A 7,376-nucleotide genomic window follows, 5' to 3' on the forward strand; every position below is an offset into this window, starting at 1 on the left:
GCCAGGCGGATGATCTCGCGGCTCGTCTTGAAGTATTTGAACGGGTCAGGTTTCGACATCAAGCGGCGCTAGTCGGCGCCCTGCCTCGCCGCAAGCCAGGTTCCTCTGACACCGCCAAGGAGGACTATGGCGGCGGCGCAACGGCGCCGTGACGAGATGCAAGGGCACAAGAGAATGATGATGATCAAGCGAGACCGCTGCCGGGACACCCCGAGGTGCTGTCGGGGCTTCAAAGCTCGTCCGTCTGATTGGGACCCAGCACGCGGACTTCATCAAGGCCAGCGGTCAGACGCACCGCGCTCAAAGGCCGGACAAATGACCGCAACCCGCTTCGATCAGCCTCGCTCAAGAAAACCCTTGCAAAACTGGAGCCGTCCACAAATGACACCACCCCGCGCGTCAGCCGGCGCAACAAGAAAAAACTGGACTGGTCTCCGCCGGGGCTGCACTTTGGTCGTGAAATCCCAAAAAATCACGGTCTCTGTCTGCCTCATTGACTATCAGCAAAGTTCTCGGGGGGAATCGTGGCACTCGACGCAGCCGGTATCAAGGAACTCAAGCAGCAGATCAGCATGGCACGAACGAAGCCGCTGAATTTCGGCCTCGCCCTCGGCAAGAAGCCCGAGGATACCGCCCTGATCATACACCCGAAGAAAGACGGGTCGATGCTGTTCAAGGAGGCGCGCAAATCCGACGGTGTCGAAGCCGCGAAATCAACCTTCGGAAAGATCACGGTCGACGGCAACAGCCTGACATTCGATTGCGAAAGCGAACCGCCGGCCGGCATGAAGAAAAAGTGCGCGGTTTTTCTGAAGGCGGCAAAGCTGTCGCTCAAGGTCAAGATCAAATCGCCCGACGGCAACGAGTTCGAAACGGGCGAAGATGAAGGCGAAGCCCCCGAACAGGTCGAGCGTCCCGAGAGTCCGGAAGAAACCGGAACGCGGCAAGCATCCCAAAGCCCGGCGCTCTCGCAGGCCGAGCTGGTTGCAAGGGTCAAGACGGCAAACGGTCGCTTGCAGCAGCTGTCGCAGGCTGCCAGGGACAAAATCGCACCGGCTCTGAAAGCCGTGATCGGAATGATTTCCGGCGGCGATCTCAACAAGGCGGCAGCCGGGCTGGCCAGGATCGAAGCGGCGATTGCGGCAGCCGGCGGATCAGGCGACGGCAACCGGCCGGGCGGCGATCCGGATCCCGGCGGCGATCCGGACGATCCCGGCAACGATGCCGCTGAACGTGACCGGTGGCGCAAAGGTGCAGATCGTCTGAAACCGCTGGTTGCCGCGGCGCTGAAGCTGGGCACCGGCGATCCGGGCGCGCTGCGCGCCGCCTGGCTCTGGGCTAACGAAAAGGCCGATGCGGTGGTGCCGGATTACAAGGCTGCCGCCGGCTCGTTGCCGGAAATCACCCGCCTTGTGAAGCTGGCGCATAACGAAGCGCCGTCCTCGCCCGATGCGGCTAAGAAAAAGCTGCAGGAAGAGGCTGAGCGCAAGCAGGCGTTGTTGGCGAGCATGTGGGCCGATAAACGCAAGAAAGCCGCACCCGAAATTCTAAGGGCACTGTCGCTCAACCCCACCGAGCGGTCGCGGATCGAGGGCTTGTGGGCCGCGGCCAATGCCAAGGCCGACAAAGAACAGGAGTACGAAGTCGCGATCCGCGCCGCAGATGTCGCGCTGCAGCTTATCGCGAAGATGGATACCGCGCCCGACCAGGGCACGCCGAAACAGGACAAGTCGGCAAATAAGGCGGTCTGGGACCGCGCAGCGCCGGCCATGAAAGGCCCAGTCGAGGAGCTGATCCGCGCCAAGATCACCGACACCACCGCGCTGGCCGCCGCTTGGGAACAGGCCAACACTAAGGCCGGAGAGAAAGACTGGGACGCCGCCGTCGCCGCTCTGCGCGCCACCAAGAAGCTGCTGGACGAGGCCAAAGCCGCCAAACCCGAAGGCCCGCCGGCCAACGATACGGTCGAAGACGCAGGGCTGACAGTGGAACTGTCGAATGCCGAACATCTGCTGGAAAATGATATCAGGGAGCTGCGCAAGCTCGCCGCCGACTTCGGCGACAATGCACCGGCAGATTGGGCGACAGAAACCGACCGCATCGCCGGGACGCTCGACCTGTCGCGCGACGACGGGCTGGAGGCGGTCAAATCCGCCGTTGCAACGGCCAAGGCGGATATCGCAGCCCACAAGAAGGCTATTCATGAACTGATGGCCGAAAAAGAGGCATGGGGACGGGAATGGGATCTCTACACCATTCAACGCGACAACATTGGCGGCCACAGCGCCGCAAGCGGTGAGCCTGTTCTGGCAGCGTTCAATACGTTTAAATCGGACGCCGAGGCGGCGAAAGCCAAAACGGATACCGCAAACTATCCTGACGCCCGCACCGATCTGAAATCCGTTACGGATACTTACGATGCGCTTTTGAAGCTTGCAGACGATACTGGGTCTTATCAAGCCATCCGAGACAAGCGGTCGAGCACTCTGGGCGCATTGTCGCCGTACGCAAATGCCCAAAGTGCGGCACTGAAGGACGAGGCGCAGCAATGTCTGATCAAGGCGGCGCGCCTGTCCGGCCGCAAACAGTTCTCAGAGGCGATGAAAGAACTGAATAAAATCCCTGGCCTACTGCACAAGGCCGAGCAGGCGAAAGGCGCACACCAGCGCTATCGAGACGCATACGAAAACGACTACAAGGTTGAAATCGCGAAACTGGATGCAGCGGACGACAAATACAAAAGACACATCCTGCCGGAACTGACACCCTGTCACGCATTTGCCGCCCGCGCCGAAGCGCTTGCCGGTGCAACGCCGCCGGATTTCATTGCGGCCTATAGTCAGGCCGCCGAGATCGGCTATTCCGTTAGGGCTGGCACCAGAATCTTGGCGCTGGCCAAGGACTATGCCGACAAGCGCGAAGCCTTCGACACCGCGTACACAGCCATAGAAGGCCACGACGGCCGCGCGGGAATCGAAGATTTCTATCTTCGGGCCAAGGCAGACAAAGACAGGCTGGATCAGTTCAAGGACGCGCGTGAATTTGTGGCGGCTGTCAAATTGATGGAGGCCATCCAGCCGATGTTCGCGCCACAAAAGGCGCTGGCGGTGAAATACAAGACCTATGTCGACAAAAAGAAACCGATCACTCAGGCGCTCGACAAGATCCGCGAAACCAATGACAGCGCCAACGGCTTTGCGGCATCGGAACTTGCTGCTGCGGACAGTTATCTTTCGCAAGCCGCGGCGTTCGAAATGATCAAGAAATTCGACGAAGCCACCACTGCGATCGAGGCCGCAAAGGCCCGCGGGGAGCAGGCCAAGGCGCTGCTGGACGGCGCCAAGAAGATTGCGGATGCCAAACCCGAGGCCGCAGGTGAAGGCGAAGATGCCAAAGCAGCACAGATCAATGCCTGGATCGATGCGATCCCCGGTCTTAAAGCCGATGTGCAGGGCAAGGATCAAGGTACGTTCGCGGACCAGATTAACTCGGTCGATGCTCTCCTTGCCGCGGCCAAGGAGGCGATGAAGGCGGACCCGCCGGGCGATGGCAAAGAGGCTCGAAAGCCCGACGCAGCAACCGCTGAAGGGAAGCTCCAGGAGATCGAAAAGATTCTCAAGGACGCGCTACAGAAGGTCGAACGCAAGCCAAAATACGACGCCGAGGTTGCCAAGCTCAAGACTGAGGTCGAAAACACCTTGCCCGGTAAGAATGTCGACCCGCACAAAATAATCACTGATGACATAAAGGAGTTGGAAAAGCAGCTGAAGGCTGCCGAAGACGCAGCCACGCCCCCCGGTTTCAATTTCGACGCGGCACTGAAAACCATCGCCGAGGCGTTGGTGGCATGCGAAAAGGTCGGGCGCAAGGCGGACGCCAGAACCGCGCAGCAGACCGACCGCACAACCATTGAATCGTTGATCACACATCTCAAGGGCCAGCCTGACAGCGACGTTTTCAAGAAAGAGCGGGACCGGTTGGACAAACTGCTCAAGGATGCCGACGATTGCCTGAAACGCCTCGACATCGCCGGATCTGACAAGCTCATCAAAACGGGCAAGGATCTCAAGGCGCCTTTCGAAAAGCTCTGCACGGATTACATCGAGGCGCGAAACGACCGAAACACGAAATACGCCTCCGCCAAGACAACCGTCGAAGACAATCAACCGATTCTGAAGATGGAGCTGGACCGTCAGGCGGCAATGAAGACCCAGATCGAGAAGATGTTCCGCGATCATGCGTTTGTCTCTGCAAAGAAGCAGATCGAAGAACTAGGCTGGTACACCCATCACGGCACGACGATTCTCGCGCGGTACCAAACCTACAAGGATGCTCGCAAAAACGACGTGACCGACGATCTGGGTACGCCGACGCGCCCTAACCCCGGTCTCGACGATCTGATTGCCGAGATCGACAAGGGCCTGGCAAAGGGGGACGAGCTGGCCCAGAACCGGCAGTTCGAACAGGCCACTGCGCTGATGGGAGAGCTGAAGGCCAAGGTCGCCGAGCTCAATCGGCAGATCCCGCTCAATGAGACCTATAAAACGGCGAAGACGGCGGCGCGCGGCAAGCTGGACGAAGCCAAGGAACCGCCCGAACGCGCCGCCGTGATCAAACCGCTGCTCGACCGCGCAGAGGTGAAGTACAAGTCTGCCGAAGACCTGCGGATGCGGGGCGATTACGTCGCCGCGACGGCGCTGATGAACGAGATTCCGACAAACTGTACCGATGCGATGGCAACCGGCGATTTGCATACCGGTTTGAAAGTTCTCGAAGGCGTGGGTGACGCACCCCACCAGTCTGTTCTTGAGGCCGCAATCAAGGAGGTGCGGGACAAGGTGACGCAATTGCGCGCAGCCCCGCCACAGGAACAACTTGCGGATAAGATCATCGCCGCCAGCAGCGCCCTGGACGCGGCGCAGAAAGCAATCGATGGGGGCAGTATCGACGTGCGGGATCTGATTAAGCAGGCCTGCGCCGATTGCGGCACCGCGGAAATCCACCAGCGCCAAGTGGCCCAGGTGCGCGGCGAAACCACTAAGTCGGTAAAGCTGGTCGACGATTTCCTGAGCGGACCGCACGAAGCCAAGGGGTTTGTCACCGAACGGATGAACCGGACTAAAGCTTCGATGAATGAGGCACCGGCAATGATGATCGCTTCCGGAGAAGCGACCGCGATGACGCATCTCTTGAATGCCGTCGCAACGTTCCACAAGAATGAGGCGTTGGCCGACAGGCGCGTCGAATACGACAAGGAACGGGCCAAGCTGGTGCCGGGCGCCGGCGATCCTGTCCTGAAGCAGTTGCAGGACAGCGCGCACCGCTACGCCGTCAACGACGACATGAAAGTGCTCCAGACCAAACTGTCCGAGGCAGCCAGCCATGCCGAAGCGGCAGAACCCGATCTGGACAAGGCGATGGCGGCTCTCAAGGCCGCGGCCGAAGCTGCCGCACGGGCAAAGCTGACAATCAAGATGCTGGAAAATACGGCCGCGCCTTCGAAAGAAGACGTGAAGGCGATTCTGGATCAGCCTGATGGCGCAGACAAGCTTGACGTGATCGTCAAGAAACTCGACCCGGACGCCCGGCGCGACATCACGCGGATCGCACTGGAAACTCGGTTCGGCTGCAAGCTGGAGATCTATGTCGATGGCGCCCTCCAAGCCGACGGCGCCAACAAAGGTCCGAATGTCCTGAAATTCTATGAGGCGATGTCGAAGCTGCCGCTGAAACACACTCTGTCCAGCGATAGCATGCTGGGCGTCGACGATTACCGCAAGGCAGACGGTAGCGCGGCCGACGGGTCTTCGACCTTTGAGATGTGGGGAAAAAAGACGCTCAGCATGCGCGAGGGCGCCGCAGCAACCAGCGCTGGCAGAATGCTCGGCTCGGACCACAATACGGGGTCGTGGAATCCGGGCGATGAGGGTTACGAAAACCGCGCGGACTACGCGCCGGCCAACGACGAGCCGGTGCAGTGGTTCAACTGGAACACCCTGCACGAAGTCGGTCACTCGGTTGACGACAAATACGGTTTCATGCGGTCCAAGCTGGGCGACGCGAAATTCGGCGGCTGGACGGAATACGGGCGCGATGTACGCTCGGTTGCCGAAAAGGTGGCTCGCCACTTCAAATTCGGCGATCTGGCCTATGTGCAGGAAGTGCTGTCTGGAAACGCCAGCCCGCCCCAGACGGACCCGCCCGACCAGATCGAGCCAACAGAATGGGAACGCCGCCGCCAGCAGATCCACAACTGGGCGGAAAACGCCAAATCCAAGAACAATCCCTGGGAAACGAATGCAACCGCAATGGCGTTGGAGCTTTCGGACGGCGAAATCATCCACGAATCCTATAGCGGTCTGTGGGTCGGATACAAAGCGGCGGCCCGCAAGATGGGCCTGACCGGATACCAGTTTCGCGCGCCGGGCGAATGGTTCTCGGAAATGTATGCCGCCTACTATTCGAAGAAATTGAAACCGGCCCATCCGATGACCGCCGAGTTTGCGGCGCTTGAGAACCGGGATACTTAAGGGAGGCTTGCCATGTCGCTGTTCAGCAATACGGGCATCACCTGTCAGGAATGCGGCCACGTGTATACAATCGAGGCCGTGGGAAGCGTCAATGCCGATCGGCGGCCGGACCTGCGCGACGCCATCCTTGACGATACGTTTCAGGTAATCGAATGCCCCAATTGCGGGTTCGCGTTCCGCCTGGAGCCGTTGTTCAATTATCTCGACGTCGGCCGCGGCCAGTGGATCATGTCACTGCCGGGACGGCAGATGTCGGATTACGGGGAGCTGGAAACTGAAGCGCAGGAGCTGTTCGACACCACTTACGGCGTCAAGACGACCGGCGCCGCGCGCGAGATCGGTGACGCGCTGGCTCCGCGCCTGACCTTTGGCTGGCCTGCCGTCCGGGAAAAGATCCTGATCGCCGATCTCGACCTGGATGACGTGGTCGTGGAGATGGTCAAGATGGACCTCATTCGCCGCATGGACGAGGTGCCGATGCGGCGGGGGATCGAATGCCGCCTGATCGGCCTTGACGTCGAGCGTATGCAGTTCCGCTGGCTCGACACCGAAGACGAGGGAGCTGTCATGGGGGTCTCAGTCGGCAAGGAACTCTATGATGTGATTGCGGAAGATACAGATGGCTGGGCAGAGCTCCGCGCCCTGCTGACCGCTGGCCCATTCGTCGATATGCAGCGTACCTACATGTCCGATGGATCGACCGAAGACGCCGAAGAGAATTACGCATCGGCCTAGGGCCTGTTGACAAAAGGGATTCACACGGACGCCTGATCATGATTCAAGCTGGTATCTGCGATGGAGACCAGCTTGGCACGAGACCTGATGTCGGACGATGAGTGGGCGTTC

Annotated in this window: 2 protein-coding genes; both read left to right on the forward strand. The window is 60.0% G+C overall.

Going from position 1 to position 7,376, the window contains the following annotated elements; all coding sequences use genetic code 11:
• The first annotated feature begins 524 nt into the window (after positions 1-524).
• On the forward strand, positions 525-6,530 hold the full coding sequence (locus tag OM960_RS24985) for a hypothetical protein (RefSeq protein WP_264773883.1): 6,006 nt from the start codon (positions 525-527) through the stop codon (positions 6,528-6,530).
• A 12-nt stretch (positions 6,531-6,542) separates the two neighbouring features.
• Positions 6,543-7,265 (forward strand): CpXC domain-containing protein, encoded by a 723-nt coding sequence (locus OM960_RS24990; RefSeq protein WP_264773884.1) that lies wholly within the window; start codon positions 6,543-6,545, stop codon positions 7,263-7,265.
• The last annotated feature ends 111 nt before the right edge of the window (positions 7,266-7,376 follow it).

This window comes from Defluviimonas salinarum (assembly GCF_026013545.1).
In the GTDB taxonomy this organism is placed as follows: domain Bacteria; phylum Pseudomonadota; class Alphaproteobacteria; order Rhodobacterales; family Rhodobacteraceae; genus Albidovulum; species Albidovulum salinarum.

What these genes read in the sequence shown, in the direction of transcription:
- OM960_RS24990 (WP_264773884.1), top strand. Translation starts at nt 6,543, where the DNA reads ATGTCGCTGTTCAGCAATACGGGCATCACCTGTCAGGAATGCGGCCAC.